This window comes from Paenibacillus sp. FSL M8-0334, from assembly GCF_038000405.1.
Classification (GTDB): domain Bacteria; phylum Bacillota; class Bacilli; order Paenibacillales; family Paenibacillaceae; genus Paenibacillus_AQ; species Paenibacillus_AQ campinasensis.
Genome location: NZ_JBBOCH010000002.1, coordinates 2,000,534 through 2,017,118, shown reverse-complemented (window position 1 = coordinate 2,017,118; position 16,585 = coordinate 2,000,534). Strand labels below are relative to the sequence as shown.

Below are 16,585 nucleotides of genomic sequence, written 5' to 3'. Positions count from 1 at the left end.
ATGATAAAGAAGTTATAATTCTTTTACAAGAGAGGTATTCATCTATTGGTAATAAAAACTATTAATATATGTATTGGATTTTTTTTATTTTTTTTCCTTTTAAAGTTTATTAATTAGCGTCATGTTTTGATAAGATAAGCCGTCTTAAGTATGTAGATAGTCTTTTATGTAACAGTCATCCTAAATGCTACGTTATTTTTTATGGCAAGGAACAAACAAGCTGTAGATCAATATTAAAACTCTTGCCATTTAAAGTGAGGTAGCTCCGCGAAATGTAAAAAACAGGAGGTGAACTCTTTTTTACGTTTAGTAAGGACTAATCGAGAATTGAAGTTGTATATTAAGAAGGAGGAAAGATCATCATGCACAAGAAAATTTTGATTTCTTGCCTAGTAATAATGGCAATGCTTTTGATTGCTCTCCCGGTGAGTGCTGACTCTAATGAGCTTGATGTTTTTGAATTCGAAAATGTATATCAATATGATATTGACACCTATGAGAAAACAATTTCCTACAAAAATATGAAAGTTGTCATTAAAGATGCCGAAAATCTTGACCTTTTTCTGGATGGAAAAAATTATGAGAATCTGAAATACGAGAAACAATTCAGCAACGAGTTTAATACTACTCTTATCTCTGCATCCGGAGAAATTGATGACCAAAATAGTGTCTATGTTCGCTTGGTTTATGATAAAAAAGAAAACGCTAACGGAAATATTGTATTAACTCGCCGTCATGAAGCATTACCAAACGAATTCAATAAAGATCTCTCATCAAATGTGTTGGAAACTAAGGAATATATTCGATTTGCAGCAATAGAGCCAATTGATTTAAAAACATTGGCTAATGGGGTCGAAAAGAATACAGTTCAAGGCATACCAGATCCAATAAGCAAAATGAGTCTAATGGCATCAGGGGATTTGCCTGTGGTCAAATCATATAAGTACAGTAACTATATGTATGGTGGTGTTTTTTGGAATACGAATTATATTGCAACCGGAAGTAGCGTTGTACAACTTAAGTTTTCACCATTGTACGGTACCTTAAATACTTGGACTGATCCGTATGGTCGTAGGGGGACACTGATAAAAGACCAATCAATGGTGATTTCTACAAATGCTACTTACTCTTTTGTCGGAAGTGGTCCTAAAGGAAGCACTCAACCTACTGTAGATAATCCTAACAACCCTAGGAATGTCACTATAAAAGCTGCTTACAGAGGAGTTGGAGTAACGGTAACTTTACCGTTAGGTTCTAATAACAGTATTTCTCCAGGAATTTCTGCAAATTGGAATTTGAAGAGACAGTATCTTGATTTTGTTGATAGTAGAAGGGGAGACCTGGACCAGTATTATCTAGAAGGAATAACAACAATTACTGGTGCAGGAAGAAGTACTGAGGTGTCAACGAGTGCAACGGTTGAAATCGGAGCAATGTACTACTTCGGTAATATTCCTGCACAAGATGTTATTTTGCGAGATAGCTTTGATATTCCTAGATTCACAGCTTCTATTGTTAGTGAGTAATAGTAAAGAATAACAAGGGGGCTCTGCCCCCTTGACTTCAACGAGGTGATTACTATTAAAACAAGCAGAATTTTAAATGTTCTCCTTATTATTTTCTTCACCTGCACGCTGGCCGCTTGTTCTACGGGGAAAGAAGATGCCGTCCGTGACATGGTTTCGCCTCAGCAAAAATCCTACAATATTTATGTCTTTTGGGATGGGCGTCAATCAGATTATTCCGAACTTATCGAAGAAATGCTGAATGTCATAAATTCAGAAGCTATTCTTGAATCGTTACCCATTCATAATATGTCTTTTATTAGTCTGGATGACCAAACTCAAAAATATGACTATAAGAAACTATTTGCTATTGAACAGTCGCCCACTATTATTGTATTAGATCATGAAGGAATAGTGCTACAGACCAATGATCCTAATGATATTTACGATATTCCAAGGAATTAAAAGTCGTGCACGGTTGATAAAGCCAGTTCGTCTAAGCTGTTATCAGTACTCAGGTACAGTGCAGTATGACCGTTTGCAGAGCGGTCTTTTTTGATTGATATTTTCTACGGGTTAGTTGACATGGTCAAGTCTCTCCGAGGCTCAAGTGAACCATCCGCTCTTGGTGAAATTGCGGGACGCTGCTTTTTCAATCGCTCCTTCGCAGCTGCTTCATAAACGGCTTCAGTTTTTGTATGATGTCGACTTTGATGTGTGATTGGAATGCAGGAAATGAGTTTATGTATAACCCGTTGATGAATGGCTTTCCTGGCAGCATATTTTGACTACAAAAAGCATGAATTCGGGGGGATCTCGAGTTCATGCTTTTTTGGCATCTGGCAAACGATCCTGTCAGCCCGGATCGGAGTTCATCCCACATTCCGTTCCGCAGCGACATAACGAGGAATGATGACTTATCAAGATGTAGGTGCTCGCGGAGAAATGTGCATTGTCCTTCGCGCCTGCCCGGATCATTGCAGCTGCACTTCCTCCGCCGCTCGGCGCGGGCTCGGGATCGCTTGTTCCCGCGCATAGCCGATGCGAAACAGAAACACATGCTCGCCGCGGCCAGCTAGCCGCTGAAGGGCGCTGCCAAAGAGCGGCTCCAGTCCAAGCTGCTGTTCCCGGTCCTGACGCTCATTCGCTTGATTCAAAGGATGGAGAGCAAGTCCCTTGCTGGTAGCCCAAAGGTGAACCCGCTGCCACAAGCGGCCCGCTTCCAGCAATTGCGTTCTGGACCTGGCGGAGACAACGATGCTGCCGAAGGCGGCGGCTGTTGGAATATGCGTGTCTTTTGTCATGCTGAGCCAGTAATCATTCGAAGACGCCTCGGAGATGGGGAGGAGCTTTCCAAGTGCCCGGATGAAGGCGGGGTTGCCTGTGGCGTCCAGCGTTGTCCCGTCCTTGAAGCGATGAATGTCCTCCCTGGTATGACGATACCAGCGATGACTATCGTGAGCCTGAACCGAGTCCTGTATGATCGCTTCCGTTGCTTGAATAATCAGTGCACCGACGTGCTTCTTCGATTGATCGTCCGCATGCCATACCAGATCTGCATTCGGATTATCCCGGCTCAGCAGGCTCATGTCCCGCAGCAGTTGCTCCGGTATTGGCTGCTTGGTATCATAAGCGCCGCGATGGGTATGCCGCTTCGTCATCATCCGGACCAAGGGCGAAACTTCCGGAATTCGATCTGACAGCGTAATATCAGCAACCTTGATACGGTCAAACTCCCCTTCATGCAATTGCACCTTCGGCTCATAACCGAACGCTTTAGCAGCCAGACACAGATTCTCAATCGCACAGCCCAGGCTGATGTTCATTTCCCGATAGAAGGGGTCCATGGCACCGATATTTCGGGACAGGTCAGCGAATAAGTCGATTCGGTTATCCTGTACACGGAACAGCCACGGTTGGGTGTTATGCGCATTGGCGGCCAATATAGCGTATTGTACCAATTTGACAGGATCCTTCTCTGCAAGGTCCGGTTCAAACGCTACATCGACATTCCAGGGAACATAAGCGGGTCCCCGGGCCGTAGAGAATACCCCTTGATCCACAGCCCGGTATAGTCCTCCTCCTGCGAGCAGCACCAATGCAGCCCCTGATGCCTTGAGAAAATTCCTTCTTGACATGTTCTTATGCGGTTGATCCGATTTCGTAGGCTCCACAATCCATCCTCCAGTATATGATTATTGTCTACTTCACGAGATACGGGTCGAGTATTGCCCAGATCAGGCCGACGCCATCGGTAAAACTGACCTCATCGACAGGCTGACCGTTCATCTCGAGAAAGGACAGCCAATTGTTCGCAATGATCCAGCAGGCGATCAGCAGTTTCTGCAGCTGCTCGGAATCAGCTTCGATCCGCAGCACGCCATCCGTGATAAATCTTCGTATAAACGCTTCCTGCTCCACCAGTCGGGTGTTCATCATCTCCGTATGCAGGAGTCTTAAAGCTTCATCTGCCTGAAACAATGACAGTGCCTCCCGGTAAAAAAATCGATACCGCCACAAAATGTCGAAGTTCATCAGCAGCTTCTGCTCCAGATGCTGTTGGGTCAGTGTGACATGTTCGGGGAGCGACCATACCTCATTCCATTCCTCATACATGTCCAGCAGAATCGCTTGGATGATCTCGGACTTGTTCTTGAAATGATAATAGAGATTGCCTGGGCTCATCAAAGCGGCAGCGGCGATATGATTGGTCGATACTTTGCCGATCCCTTGCTCATTAAATAACTGAACCGCAGTTTGCACAATTCGTGATTTGGTGTTCAATCACACATCACCTCTGCTTTAGAGTAATTACTCTAAATATAGAGGGTCACCGATTTTATGTCAACTCAAGTGATGATGTCTCAACGAAAAAATCTGCAAAATCATAAAATGTCACGCAAGATTTTACGAAAACAATGCCAATGATTAACACAGCAAAAATATCTTCTTAATTCTTAATTAACAATCGATTGATAGGCTAATTGACGAGATGTCTATACCTTTCCTTGGCAGGGGTCTTGTATGGATAGATACATAGGCTGTTGCCCCGCGCGGCTTTTGTGCTGCCATCCTAGGTTTCATGATGTCCCGAGTTGTATGGATGACTTCTCGTTGTATGAATGACCTGCTCGATGTTACTCAAGCTGGCGCCGCTTGATTGACATAAAACTATGAAAAGGCAAGGTGATACTCGTGTTGAAGAAAGCGATTCTGCGTGTAACCGTCCTCATGCTGTTTGTAACGTCTGTAGCCGGCACTTTCTTTGCTTCCGATGCCTCCGCGTCATACAACAGTTCCAACTGGATGGGATCCATCAGCGACAACACTTCCCTGTCGAGCCTCTCGATTCCGGGAACCCATGACTCCGGTGCATTGTACGAGCCGATTTACGGTACAGCCAAGAACCAGGATCTCACCATTGCAGAGCAGCTGTCCGTCGGTGTGCGTTACTTAGACATCCGTACGAGACACTATAAGGATGCATTCACCATTCATCATGGTGCGGTGTACCAGAATCAGAATTTCGACGATGTTCTGAACGCGGTCATCTCGTTCCTGAACAACAACCCGACAGAGACGGTTATCATGAGTGTGAAAGAAGAGCATACCGCTGCTGATAACACGCGCTCCTATGAGGATACGTTCAACTGGTATGTAAGCAAAAACCCGGACAAATGGCTGATGACGAATCACGTCCCAACGCTTGGCGAAGCGAGAGGTAAGATTGTGCTGCTGCGCAGATTCCAGGCTGCCCAGCTTCCGAAAGGCATCGACGCCACATCTTGGCAGGACAACACAACCTTCACGATTCAGAACGCTGCCAATCTGAAAATCCAGGATTATTACAAAGTGTCGGATCGCAACAAAAAGTGGAACGACATTCAGAACATGTATCATGAAGCCAATTCGTCCAACCCGTCATGGCTGTACATCAACTTCACCAGCGGTTATAACCCGGGCTTGTTCGGCATCCCGAACATTCGCACGATTGCCAATGACATCAACCCGAAAGTCAATCAGTTCTTCAGCACTAACACCCACGGCCGCTTCGGCATCACCGTGATGGACTTTATTACAGGCGATCATGCCTCGAAAATTATCTCTACCAACTTCTAATCGGCAACGCGGCAAGGAATGGGGGGGACGGTGAATGCTTTCACCGTCTCCTTCTTTGTGCGCGCCAGCTGAAGCCAGGCTTCTGTGTGTTTAGCGCAATGTGGAGGATCGGCACCGGTGCTGTCGCTGCATCCGGAGAGGTTGACGTGAGGATGGGCGTTGTCATATCGTAGAAGACAAGCACGATACTGGGTAAGGGGTGGCATGGTGGGAGCTAGCATTAAAGATGTTGCGCGCAGGGCCGGGGTGTCGGTCACCAGCGTTTCCAGAGTGTTGAATGGCGAGAAGTATGTAAGCCAGGAGCTGCTTGATAAGGTGAACCGGGCGATCGAAGAGCTGAATTATACGCCGAGCCATATCGCACGCAGCCTGAAGATGCAGAAGACGAATACAATCGGCATTATCGTGCCGGATCTGACGAGTCAATTCTGCTCAACGATATTGAGCAGCATTGAGGAAACCGCGAGCGCACAAGGATATAACCTGCTCGTTGGCAACATTGCAGAAAGCATGGAGAAAGAGCTGCGTTACCTGCGTGTTTTTCAAAATATGAGGGTGGACGGCATCATCGTCATGCATCAGAAATTCAATCAGGATATCCTCGAGTTTTTTGAACATGCTTCAATGCCGATTCTGTTCTCCAGTGTGAAAGGTCCGTCTTCATCCTACTTATCGGTGCTGATCGACGACTATCAGGCGGCATTCGATGCGACGGAGCATCTCATTTCCTCAGGCCATGAGAAGATTGCCTTTATCGGCGGCGACCTGGCGGACATTACGTCCGGGTTCAGCCGTTACAACGGTTACGCGGAAGCGATGAAGAAGCACGGCATCGAGCCGGACCCACGTTTTGTGAAATTCGGGGACTACAAGCTCCCTTCGGGCCGGAGGCTGATGAAGGAGATGCTCGGCGAGGACGAATGGCCGACGGTCGTGTTTGCCGCCAGTGACGATATGGCTGTCGGAGCGCTGAATTGCGCGCTGGACCACGGGCTGAAGGTGCCGGAAGATATGTCGATTATGGGCTTTGACGGAAGTTTGATTACCGAGGTCGTGCGTCCGGCAATGACGTCGATGCAGCAGCCGGTGGAGGAGCTTGGGAAGAAGTCGGTGGAATATATGCATCACATGATCGTTAATCCCGAATTTACATTTGATTCGGATATTATTTTGCAGCATCGTCTCGTTGAGCGTGAGAGCTGCCGCCCAAGGCTGGCACACGCGTGAAACGAACAGCAGGAGCTGGGAACAGGCTTATCAAACGATAAGCCTGTTTTTTTATGCTCGCGGCCGCTGCAAGCAAGCGGCAATCCAGCGGCAATCCAGCTTTTCCGCCTATGCAGTAAGAGCTCAATTCCTCTCATGGCGATGGCGCTATCATCATTTGACAAAATCAGACGTAATTCTCCACGAAATTTATATAACGCCGAGGAAAAACGGTAATAGATTTTACAAATGTCCTCTAAAATACGAAGTATCATTCTTCTGGTAACGATACCATACCGCAACACAGGTGACAGAGAAGCAAGACATCAGCATGGATAACCAAAGCGAAAATCCATGAAGCAAAAGGTGGTCGAAAACTTATGGACGATCTGTTGATTGTGGAGGGAAACGTAACTCCGCTTAGCTCCAAGACACATATTACCTATCAATTTCATATCGATGAGCCTGCCGCCTGCCTAGACATTGCTTTTGCCTACAGCCCGAAGGCGCTCGAGGATCGGGAAGCTTCGCGGCGGATGATCCTGGAGGCCATCGACAAGTATGCGGAGCCGTCGATTTCTGAGCTCCAGAAGCAGCATTGGGAGCGATTCGTTCCCCTGCAAAATTTGCTGACGCTATCGCTCGATGATCCGTCCGGTTTTCGCGGCTCGGCTCATCGGCATCCCCCGGAGCAGCATCATCTCCTGACTGAGGAGCAAGCATCGCCCGGGTTCATTGCCGGGCCGCTGCCCAGCGGCATCTGGAAGCTTACGATCAGCATTCACTGCGTCGTGACGCCGGAGTGCCACTATCGACTCGTTGTGAGAAAGGGAGGGAATGCCGATGCCATGGGTACCATTTGAGCTGCACACTCATACACCGCATAGTGACGGAAGACATTCGCTGCTGGAGATGTGCAGGGAAGCGAAGAAGCTGGGTCTTGGAGGCATTGCGCTGACCGATCATAATACGCTGTCAGGCATGGCGGAAGCCAATGCGGCACAGGAGGAAACCGGGGTAGCGATCATTCCCGGGATGGAATGGACGACCTTTTACGGACATATGCTGACCCTTGGTGCCCCTTACTGCGAATGGAGAGATCTCGGACCGCGGGATATTCATAAAGGGATCCAGCGGGTGCATGAGGCCGGAGGAATCGTAGGGATCGCACACCCCTACAGCATGGGCAGTCCGATATGCACAGGCTGTCACTGGGAATATGAGATCCAGAATTGGAACGATATTGACTATGTTGAAGTGTGGCATGAGATGATGCCGCCGTACAAGCATCACAACATCCCGGCATTCCAGCAGTGGACAAGCCTGCTTAATGAAGGCTTCCGGATCACGGCCACCGCAGGGCGGGATTGGCATCACTCAGAGCATGCAGACGGCTGGTCAGCCTTCACCTATGTCGGTTTGGAGAAGGAAAGCGAACGCAGCCGGCCGGAATCGGTCGTGTCAGCCATTCGGCACGGACGCTGTATCGTGAGCATGGGACCCCTGCTGCATGTGGAAGCAGCGCACGGCGGGGCGACATACGGGATTGGCGATATCATCACGGTCTTAAGCCCGGAGACGGCCACGATCGAACTGCGTATTCAGGTAGAGCCATCGTCCGTACCTGGCCGGACGGCGGATGAGATGCAAGTGACGAAGCTGATTGTGGAATCGAATGCAGGAGAGCTTGCGATTCTGCCAAGGACAGATCAGCAGGGCGCCGCGGAATGCAGCATCCCTGCGGCAGGGATTCGCTGGCTTAGAGTGAAGGCTGCGGGCATGCTGGCAGGCGGCCATGCAACACTCGCGTTCACGAACCCGGTATACATCCTGGCGGCTTCGAACGACGAGTCGAGGGAACCGTACAGTGACGTGGAAGAAATGGACGGGGTACCAGCCTGGCAGAGCCGCAACATCGCCGCGTTCACGGACGGAATAACACCGGAGAAGCATGGAACAGAGAAGGGAGCTACAGAGAAATGAATCAATTCGATTGGATTGCCCATACCGGATGTGATGGCACGCCTTATAACTCGCTCGTCTCCTGCCAGGCAGGTTACGAGACCGGGGCCGATGTGCTGGAGGTCGACGTCCGGACTTCCCGAGACGGCATAGCGGTCCTATACCATGATGATCAGCCCGACGTCTCACAATATACATACGAGGAATGGACTGCGGCCGGTTATGAGCCGGTCGAGAAGCTGGAAACCATTCTCACCCCGTATCGAGGAAAGCCAGTTGCTTTCAACCTGGATCTCAAAACCGAGGAAGCCTATGCAGCTGCAGCGGCCGTTGTTGATCGGCTGGATGTATGGAGCCAGGTGTACTTCACGGGCGTGACCGATCATTTGGCCAACGGCCCGCGCGCGAGGCATGTCATCTGGAATCTGCCGCCGATCCCGACGGACCTGGCGGATGACATCTATGAAGAGCGTATCCGGCAGTACTGCCAGCAGGCAGAGCAAGCAGGCTATGCCGGAATCAATGCGCAGTACGGCTCATGCCGGCCTGCCCTCGTGGCGCAAGCGCATCAGCTCGGATTGCGGGTGTGGCTCTATACGCTCCCGGCCGACGAGCCCCTGCTTCGCCATTATGCGGATATGGGCGTGGATGCGCTGTCCGTCACCGACCTGACCCCGGCAATGGAGCTGATGAAACGCGGGTCAACCGATGGCCACCGCTCGTAAATTGGCCGAGCCCGGCCAGCACTTCCTCGAGGAATCGCCGCGGTTCTCGCTGTTCCGGCTGGCCTGGCCGCTTCTGCTGAGCCAGTTCGTGCAGACGCTGATCGCCTCAATCGACACATTGATGTTAAGCGGTCATTCCGATCAAGCGGTTGCCGCTATCGGCACCGTGTCGCAGGTGATGACCGCGGCCCATCTGCTGTTCGGATTTATCATCGTGGGCGCGTCGATTCTGATCGCCCAGTTCTCCGGGGCAGGCAGGGTGCAGGACGCAACGAGAATTGCTTCCATTGCGCTCGGAACGAACATGATGTTCGGGCTGCTGGTCGGGCTGTCACTATATACATTTGCGGGACCGGTGCTGGGCGCGATCCAGCTCCCTGCGGAGCTTATGGATGAAGGAAGAACATACTTGTCAATCATCAGCCTGGGGGCGTACGCAACCGCCTTCGTCATGACCTCGGAAATGATTCTGCGCATGAACGGCCTTGTCAAGCGGATGCTGCTCTTATCGGTCATCATGGTGACGCTGAATACACTGGGCAACTATGTTGTGCTGTATGGTCCATGGGGCCTTCCCACTTACGGGGTGGCCGGGGTGGCGTGGGTCACGCATGCCAGCCGCCTGGTCGGCTCGGTGATCGCGGCGGTGTTCTTGATAAAAGGGCTGGAGGCCAAGCTTTCCCTTGCGGTCATGCTGCGTCCCTTCGGGCGAGATCTGAAGCAAATATTCCGGCTCGGCATTCCTTCGGCGGGAGAACACCTGTCCTATACGGCCTCCCAGGTGGTTGTCACGATGATGATTGCGGTGATCGGCACAACCGCTCTAACGACCAAGGTATATACCCAGACCTTGATGGGTTATGTGTTCCTGCTGTCAGAAGCGCTTGGCATGGCCGCTGCCATCCTGATCGGTCACCGCATTGGCGCCAAAGCCTATGATCAGGCCAGCCGGATGGGCATCCGGTACACGCTGCTTGCGGTTGCAGCCTCGGTGTTGATCAGCGGCACGCTGTACATCGCAGCCGTCCCGCTGCTGGGCCTGTTCACGGATGATCCGGACGTGCTTCGCATCGGGAAGATCCTGATGCTGATCGGCATCCTTCAGGAGGCTGGCAGAGCATGCAATGTCATGATGATCAGCGCGCTGAATGCGACAGGAGAGGTGCGGTACCCCGTCATCGTCGGCCTGATCATCATGTGGGGCTTCAGCATGCCGCTCACTTATGTGCTGACGATGACGCTCGGATGGGGCATTTACGGGGTATGGATCGTGTTCGTGATTGATGAGTGGGTCAGAGGCGCCTTCATGATCGCACGCTGGCGGTCGGGCAAATGGAAACGAATCAAGCTTGTCACATCGGAAGGATAAGTAATCCCTGTCGTTGATTCCACGAAAAGGAGGGAGGGCAGCGTAGTCGCTGTCCGGTCAACAATATGTCGCAGATTCGAACGAAACTATTCGGAAAATGGAGGGTCGCTTCACGAAGGGAGTCGCACGCCATATGGTATGTGTTCTTGCTTCCAACACTGCTGGGCATCTTGCTGTTTACGGTGTACCCGTTGATCGAATCGCTCCGGCTCAGCTTCACTAGAGGAGCGAACGAGCGGTTTGTCGGCACGCAGAACTATGCCGATGTGCTCGCCTCGGAAACGTTCTGGTATGCGGTGTACAACACGGTATACATCACGGTATTCCAGCTGTTGATTGCGATTCCGATCGGCTTTCTGATCGCCTGCTTGATCAACAGCTTGCGCCGATCCTCCAATCTGTTCAAGGTGCTGTTCTACATCCCGAATGCGACCTCGATGGTCGCGGCAGCCACCGTATTCCTTGCTATTCTGCATCCGGACGGGCCGCTGAATTATGTCGCACAGCTGCTCGGGTTCGAGAAGGTCGTGTGGCTGTCCCAGCCGACCTCAGCCAAATGGGGCGCGATCATACTGTCCGTATGGCATTGGCTCGGCTTCGTCATCATTATTAATCTGGCGAACCTGCAAGCGATCCCGATTGAGTATTATGAGGCGTCTGCGATTGACGGCGCGACTCCCTTCCAACAGTGGTGGCGGATCACGGTGCCGAATATGGTTGGCAGTCTGACGATCCTGTTTGTACTTGGGTGGATTGGAGGGCTGCAGCGCTTCACGGACGCCTACATGCTTGGCGGACTGCAGGGAAGTCCGGCCCGATCGCTTCACACCGTGGTCGGATTCATATTCGAACGCGGCTTCGGCGGGAATGAATACGGGATTGCTTCAGCAGCCGCTTACATTCTGTTCGTATTCATCCTGATCTTCACCTATATCAATACCAAATTGCTGCGCATGAAAATTTAACAAGGACGGGGGATCCATATATGCCTGGCATGCAAGACAGACGGAAACTGATAAACGGGGTCATATTCATCCTGCTGACGGTGCTCGCCTGTACGATGATCTATCCGTTCGCGTGGATGATCAGCGTCAGCCTGGAGCGAACGGCCAATCTGGCGATGCCGTTCCCGCCAAGACTCATTCCCGGGGATTTCTCGTGGTTCAACTATCGGCTCGTATTCGAGAACAACGCCCTGCTTCAGGCTTACTGGAACTCGATAGTGATCGCGGTATTCAGCGTCACCTTCAGCGTCGGCTCGGCACTGCTGGGGGGATATGCCTTCTCCCGGGGGGACTTCAAGGGCAAGCGGCTGCTGTTCTTCACCGTGCTGGCCACGATGATGATTCCGTTTGAGACTCGTCTGATTCCGATGTTTACGATGTTCAATGATCTGGGGATGATCAACACGAAGTATCCGCTCATTCTGCCATCATTCGTGAATGCGCTGGGGCTTGTGCTGACCAAGCAATATTTCGACCAGCTCCCGGAGGGGCTGCGGGAGTCTGCCAAGATGGATGGTGCGGGGGAGTTCAAAACCTTCTTCTACATCTTCGTTCCGCTGACCGGCCCGATTACGGCAACGCTGGCAATCCTGTCGTTTCAGGATAGCTGGAACTCCTTCATCTGGCCGCTGGTGGTAATCAACGATCAGGATCTGAAGACGGTGCCGCTGTTCCTGTCCAGTTTCTCCGCCGAGAATGGAAGCCGGCTTGCCGGTGTGACGATGGCGCTGGCTACGATGAGTATTTTGCCTTTGCTGCTGGTGTTCCTGTTTTTCCAAAAATATATCATTCGAAGCGTCGCACTCAGCGGCCTGAAAGGAGAGTGATGGGCCCGGGACAATCAAACGAGAGCGGAAGCGATGGATCGGGAGAAGCAGTCTGGTTGTGGGATAGGCACTACGGGGTTTAAAAAAAATCATTCATTCATCTGGAGGAATAACGATGATCAAAGTAAATTCCAAGTTTGTTGTCATCACCCTGCTGTTGTTGTTTGCGCTGACGCTTAGCGCCTGCGGCGGGACCAGCACCGACAATGCCGGGGCGAATACGAGCGAGACAACGACCGAAGCGCAGACAGAAACGACGGACTCGGCGGAAGCCGCTGGGCCGGAGCTGTCCGGCAAGCTGAAGGTTCAGCTGATCGGCGATTTCTCTTTGGAGGACAAGACCGATGCGCTTACAGGACAGACGTCCAAAGGCGTGAAAGTGCTGAAAGATGAGTTCGAAAGACTGTATCCGAATACGGAAGTCGAATTTGTTCTGATGGGCTGGGACAACTACAACGAGAAAACACAGACCATGCTTCAGTCCGGTGCGGCGGATGTGTATCAGCTGCCAGGCATTGCTACATTCGCGGAACAAGGGCTGCTGGAGCCGCTTCAGCCCTATATTGAGCGGGACAGCTTCGATCTGGACATCTATCTGAACGGTCAGGTGGACGGCTGGAGAGCGATGGGGCCAAACGATCAGGAGCCGGAAATTTACAGCTTGCCATTCATCGGGGATGCGCGCTTAATCGTATATGATAAACAGCTGTTCGACGATTGGGGCGTGGAGTACTTATCCGAAGAGCCAACGATCGAAGAGATTATAGAGAAAGCATCCAAAATGACGGGCACCAATCCGAAAACCGGTGAAAAAAACTATGGCCTGACCTTCAACGGCAACGATGCTGCTGACAGCATCATGAATATTAACGAGTCGAAAGGCGGTCAGTGGGGTACCGGATTCTTGTGGAAGGACATGAAGCTGGAATTCGACTCGCCTACGATGATCGAAGCTGCGGAGCTGCTGAAGGAAGCGGCCCAGTATGCACCAGAAGGCGTAATGGTGAACCAGGGAGCCGAGAATTTCCTGCAGAATAACAACAATGTTGCCATTAACCTGCGCGTGGCGCCAGGCTTTGTGAACAGCCTGGAGACGTTTGGCACGCAAGAGCGGTATCAGGGAGCGCTGCTGTTCAAGCATCCGGAGAAGGGCATGGGCGGCATGTTTGCCGGAAGCCCGTTTGCCATCGGGGCGAACAGCCAGAACAAGGATCTCGCCTGGGAGTGGCTGAAGTTCAGCGGAAGCGAGTTTTTCCAGGAGTACATGTGGAATGAACAGCGTTCCCACAGCATGCCTGTCATTAAAGCGGCAGCAGAGTGGGAAAGTGTGAAGGAAGTGCCGCAAATGGATATCATCCTGAAACAGATGAGCCAGCTGTGGGCACCGCGTTATCCGTACCGTGCCGGACAGCCGCGCTACATCTTGTCTGAGAATGTGGAGCGCATCCTGCTTGGCGAATTGTCCGCTGCGGACGCGATGAAGAAAGCGCAGGAAGAAGCTACGAAATGGCTGGAGGGCCAGCAGTAAGCGGCATCTGATCGGTTAAGTGAAGTTCAGAAGTAAGCAGATGATTAGCTAGTATTTAGGTGAAGGCGATAGCAGGTACAAGCGGAGTCCCGATTCGGGCTCCGCTTGTCTTGTCTGTAAGGAAAGAGGGAGCGGGAAACGTGACTGGAAGGATGTATACCTGCTGCTCGGGCACAATCCATTCATTTTAAGGAATGAAATGTCTAGTAAAATGATATTGTAAAAGCACTAAACACGGGAAAGCTTGCGTAGATGCTTCGGGTTTAGGCCGTAAGCCAAAAAACTTTGATATCCCCCGTATCAAAATCCCTGGTTCAAGTGTCTTTTAGAGTGAAGGACAAATAAAGCATTGGAGGAAATGAAACATGCATCGTGCAGAAGACTTGCAAAGCCTGGAGCAAGAAGCGTGGCAGCTGAAAAACAGGTTTCTGGCTATCATTGAACCTTATCGTTCGGATTTATGGCGGTTTTGTCTCAGTCTAACGAAGTCCCCGTGGGATGCAGAAGACCTGGTGCAGGAAACGTTAATCAAGGCATTGGCCATCTTAGGCCAGGTATGGCAACCCCTCAACCCGAGAAGCTACCTGTTCCGCATCGCAACGAATACATGGTTAAATCAACAAAGAAAACGAAATAAAGAAACCCTGATGGACAACGCAGAAGAGCTTATGCAAGACACCATGCCGATGAGCGGGATGGAGGTTCAGGAATCGATAGAAATGCTTGCAGGCAGCTTGACACCCAAACAGACCGTCATCGTCCTTGTCATGGATGTATTTGATTTCACTGCGCGTGAGGCAGCCGAATTGCTCACCATGAGTGAAGGGGCTGTTAAATCGGCGCTGCATCGGGCACGAGCGAGATTGAGGAAGTTGAGACAAACGGAATCTAGAGCCATGGATATACCACCAAGTGAAGAGAAACAAACAACCGTACTAACCGAACAGAATTCCCCTGAAAAAGCAAGGCTCGTGGATCGTTTTATCGAAGCCTTCAATCATCGGAATCTTGACATGATGGCCTCGCTATTGGCAGAGCATGCTGAATGGGACGGTGTTCATGTAGGACAAGAGTATGGAAAAGAAACAAGTATCAAGCACTCGCTGGCTGATGACTTTAAAGACCCGCTGCTCGAGAAGCAGTTCGCCAAATGCGAACAGCTCTGGGGAAGGGAAGTCGTTGCCATCTATTACAACTCAGAGAGCGGTCCACAGCTTAACGATCTTATTTACCTCGATACGGAAGAAGAGCATATTACGATGCGAAAACACTATTATTTCTGTCAGGATCTGCTGGCAGAAGCGGCGAAGGCTTTAAATGTCACACTTCAAGAGGATAAAAAATATAAAATTGAATCATAGGATCTACCTAAGAAAAAGGGAGGGGCATGCCCCTCCCTTCCAGCATTTGCTTGCAGTAAAGGTTACAAATTTGTGATATATTCGTAACCGTTATATCATTTTTCGAGAACCTGTAGCGATTTCACTCCCATGGTCGGGGGTGGAAGAACAAGGAGGCAATTGGATGTTGAAGAAGAATAATCGCAATGTTCCGCCAAGAAGAAAGAGAAGCGCTGCTAAGAAGTGGAGCAGGACCGTAAACTTAATCACCGCTTGCTCGCTCGCCATGGGCATCTCTTTTGTAATACACCCACATCCGGCAGAAGCGGCCAGCAAGGTGCATTCCGCCAAAGAAGGGGATACATATTATGTTCTGTCCAAACAGTATGGCGTGGACCTGAACAAGCTGATGCAGGCCAATCCGAGCATTAAAGCGACCAATATTTATGCAGGTCTCAAAATAACGATTCCGTCCGAGGCGAAAGCCGTCGCGGCTACCAAGGCCCAAGCGGCCTCGCCGGCGGTGATGCTGCCAACATTAAACGTATTTCCGGAGAATAAAGTGGTGGAGGCATGGGGAAAAACCTTTGACTATTCCAAAACCCTTAACGTAAAGGCAACAGCATATTCTTCGGCTGCAAGCGAGAACGGCGGCTGGGGAGCGGTCGATTATTTCGGAAATCCGCTGGAGCTGGGTACAATCGCAGTTGATCCGAAAGTAATCCCGCTGGGAACCAAGGTGCTGGTCACCGGTCACACCCACCCTGGACTTCCGAAAAAAGCCTTTGTTGCAGAAGCTAGAGACATTGGCGGAGCGATCAAGGGAAACAAGATCGATATCTTCATTCCGGGTTCACCCAAATCCGTTCGAGAGTTTGGCATCCAGGACGTGACCTTATATTTCATCAAATAGCACAGCTCTTGCGCACATCTTGAAAAAAGACGGCTTTCCTAGAATCACATTGTGGTTCAGCCGTCTTTTTTTCATTTCATGAGAACC

The 16,585-nt window shown here is 50.6% G+C and carries 15 protein-coding genes; 13 read left to right on the top strand and 2 right to left on the bottom strand.

Annotated features, from left to right (window positions below; genetic code table 11):
• The first annotated feature begins 362 nt into the window (after positions 1-362).
• Together MKX64_RS23295 and MKX64_RS23290 are read left to right on the top strand one after the other, a co-directional pair.
• Positions 363-1,526 (top strand): hypothetical protein, encoded by a 1,164-nt coding sequence (locus MKX64_RS23295; protein WP_341037607.1) that lies wholly within the window; start codon positions 363-365, stop codon positions 1,524-1,526.
• A 45-nt stretch (positions 1,527-1,571) separates the two neighbouring features.
• A complete protein-coding gene (locus MKX64_RS23290; RefSeq protein WP_341037606.1) occupies positions 1,572-1,970 on the top strand; it encodes a hypothetical protein in 399 nt (132 codons plus the stop codon).
• Between the two features lie 509 nt (positions 1,971-2,479).
• Here MKX64_RS23290 and MKX64_RS23285 read toward each other — a convergent pair.
• Both MKX64_RS23285 and MKX64_RS23280 read right to left on the bottom strand, forming a co-directional pair.
• Positions 2,480-3,679, bottom strand: coding sequence for an Acg family FMN-binding oxidoreductase (locus MKX64_RS23285; protein ID WP_341037605.1), 1,200 nt, complete (start codon positions 3,677-3,679; stop codon positions 2,480-2,482).
• A 28-nt stretch (positions 3,680-3,707) separates the two neighbouring features.
• Complete coding sequence (locus tag MKX64_RS23280; protein WP_095263723.1) at positions 3,708-4,289, bottom strand: TetR/AcrR family transcriptional regulator; 582 nt, start codon at positions 4,287-4,289, stop codon at positions 3,708-3,710.
• A gap of 414 nt (positions 4,290-4,703) precedes the next feature.
• Between MKX64_RS23280 and MKX64_RS23275 the strand changes: the two genes are divergently transcribed.
• The 11 genes from MKX64_RS23275 (at position 4,704) to MKX64_RS23225 (ending at position 16,498) form a co-directional block, all read left to right on the top strand.
• Complete coding sequence (locus MKX64_RS23275) at positions 4,704-5,624, top strand: phosphatidylinositol-specific phospholipase C (protein ID WP_341037604.1); 921 nt, start codon at positions 4,704-4,706, stop codon at positions 5,622-5,624.
• Positions 5,625-5,783: 159 nt separating this feature from the next.
• The gene (locus MKX64_RS23270) at positions 5,784-6,851 is read left to right on the top strand and encodes a LacI family DNA-binding transcriptional regulator (RefSeq protein ID WP_230875643.1); all 1,068 of its coding nucleotides are present in this window, start codon (positions 5,784-5,786) and stop codon (positions 6,849-6,851) included.
• A 359-nt stretch (positions 6,852-7,210) separates the two neighbouring features.
• On the top strand, positions 7,211-7,693 hold the full coding sequence (locus tag MKX64_RS23265) for a hypothetical protein (protein ID WP_095398478.1): 483 nt from the start codon (positions 7,211-7,213) through the stop codon (positions 7,691-7,693).
• Entirely contained in the window at positions 7,674-8,813 is a 1,140-nt protein-coding gene (locus MKX64_RS23260; protein WP_341037602.1) for a CehA/McbA family metallohydrolase, read from the top strand. The genes MKX64_RS23265 and MKX64_RS23260 overlap by 20 nt, the downstream gene beginning before the upstream one ends.
• Entirely contained in the window at positions 8,810-9,517 is a 708-nt protein-coding gene (locus tag MKX64_RS23255) for a glycerophosphodiester phosphodiesterase (RefSeq protein ID WP_341037601.1), read from the top strand. Before MKX64_RS23260 ends, MKX64_RS23255 begins: the two co-directional genes overlap by 4 nt.
• Positions 9,501-10,886: an MATE family efflux transporter gene (locus MKX64_RS23250; protein WP_155617792.1), complete on the top strand. Its 1,386-nt coding sequence runs from the start codon at positions 9,501-9,503 to the stop codon at positions 10,884-10,886. The genes MKX64_RS23255 and MKX64_RS23250 overlap by 17 nt, the downstream gene beginning before the upstream one ends.
• Positions 10,887-11,026: 140 nt before the next feature.
• Positions 11,027-11,851 carry a carbohydrate ABC transporter permease gene (locus MKX64_RS23245; RefSeq protein WP_341037834.1) on the top strand — a complete coding sequence of 275 codons (825 nt, stop codon included), beginning with the start codon at positions 11,027-11,029 and terminating at the stop codon, positions 11,849-11,851.
• Positions 11,852-11,871: 20 nt separating this feature from the next.
• The gene (locus MKX64_RS23240; RefSeq protein WP_095263730.1) at positions 11,872-12,717 is read left to right on the top strand and encodes a carbohydrate ABC transporter permease; all 846 of its coding nucleotides are present in this window, start codon (positions 11,872-11,874) and stop codon (positions 12,715-12,717) included.
• Between the two features lie 115 nt (positions 12,718-12,832).
• Positions 12,833-14,245, top strand: a complete 1,413-nt coding sequence (locus MKX64_RS23235; RefSeq protein ID WP_341037599.1) for an extracellular solute-binding protein — start codon at positions 12,833-12,835, stop codon at positions 14,243-14,245.
• Positions 14,246-14,610: 365 nt separating this feature from the next.
• Positions 14,611-15,606 (top strand): sigma-70 family RNA polymerase sigma factor, encoded by a 996-nt coding sequence (locus tag MKX64_RS23230; RefSeq protein ID WP_341037598.1) that lies wholly within the window; start codon positions 14,611-14,613, stop codon positions 15,604-15,606.
• A 265-nt stretch (positions 15,607-15,871) separates the two neighbouring features.
• Complete coding sequence (locus tag MKX64_RS23225; RefSeq protein ID WP_341037833.1) at positions 15,872-16,498, top strand: 3D domain-containing protein; 627 nt, start codon at positions 15,872-15,874, stop codon at positions 16,496-16,498.
• Positions 16,499-16,585 lie beyond the last annotated feature (87 nt).

Bases quoted from the DNA above. Each gene is read 5' to 3' on its own strand.
- MKX64_RS23295 (WP_341037607.1), top strand. From the start codon at position 363: ATGCACAAGAAAATTTTGATTTCTTGCCTAGTAATAATGGCAATGCTT.
- MKX64_RS23265 (WP_095398478.1), top strand. From the start codon at position 7,211: ATGGACGATCTGTTGATTGTGGAGGGAAACGTAACTCCGCTTAGCTCC.
- MKX64_RS23260 (WP_341037602.1), top strand. From the start codon at position 7,674: ATGCCATGGGTACCATTTGAGCTGCACACTCATACACCGCATAGTGAC.
- MKX64_RS23255 (WP_341037601.1), top strand. From the start codon at position 8,810: ATGAATCAATTCGATTGGATTGCCCATACCGGATGTGATGGCACGCCT.
- MKX64_RS23250 (WP_155617792.1), top strand. From the start codon at position 9,501: ATGGCCACCGCTCGTAAATTGGCCGAGCCCGGCCAGCACTTCCTCGAG.
- MKX64_RS23240 (WP_095263730.1), top strand. From the start codon at position 11,872: ATGCCTGGCATGCAAGACAGACGGAAACTGATAAACGGGGTCATATTC.
- MKX64_RS23235 (WP_341037599.1), top strand. From the start codon at position 12,833: ATGATCAAAGTAAATTCCAAGTTTGTTGTCATCACCCTGCTGTTGTTG.
- MKX64_RS23230 (WP_341037598.1), top strand. From the start codon at position 14,611: ATGCATCGTGCAGAAGACTTGCAAAGCCTGGAGCAAGAAGCGTGGCAG.
- MKX64_RS23225 (WP_341037833.1), top strand. From the start codon at position 15,872: ATGGGCATCTCTTTTGTAATACACCCACATCCGGCAGAAGCGGCCAGC.